Origin of the sequence: Paraburkholderia sp. SIMBA_053 (assembly GCF_046534895.1) — a bacterium.
Classification (GTDB): Bacteria; Pseudomonadota; Gammaproteobacteria; order Burkholderiales; family Burkholderiaceae; genus Paraburkholderia; species Paraburkholderia caledonica.
On sequence record NZ_JAWRXU010000742.1, the window covers coordinates 1 to 269 of the forward strand.

A 269-nucleotide genomic window follows, 5' to 3' on the forward strand; every position below is an offset into this window, starting at 1 on the left:
GGAGAAAAGACCACATTACTAAAGGTTATCGCTAGTAGAAGATTTCTCCCTTCAAATTCGGGCGTAATTCCTAAAACAAGCGCAATTGAAAGAGATCCTTTTAACCCTCCCCATGAAATAATATGCTTCCATGAAGTTGGAATGGATTTATCAAAGGCTAAGCTGATATAAACAGCGAGAAAACGTGCTAAAAGGACAATAAGAATACTTCCAACGATGAGCGACCCTTTATCTAGGAAATCAATACGACTCACTTCTAATCCTACTAG

Annotated in this window: 1 pseudogene; it reads right to left on the reverse strand. The window is 38.3% G+C overall.

The window, feature by feature from the left end:
* Nucleotides 1-254, reverse strand: a pseudogene (locus SB753_RS37555) (hypothetical protein); the annotation flags it as partial.
* Between the last annotated feature and the right edge of the window lie 15 nt (nt 255-269).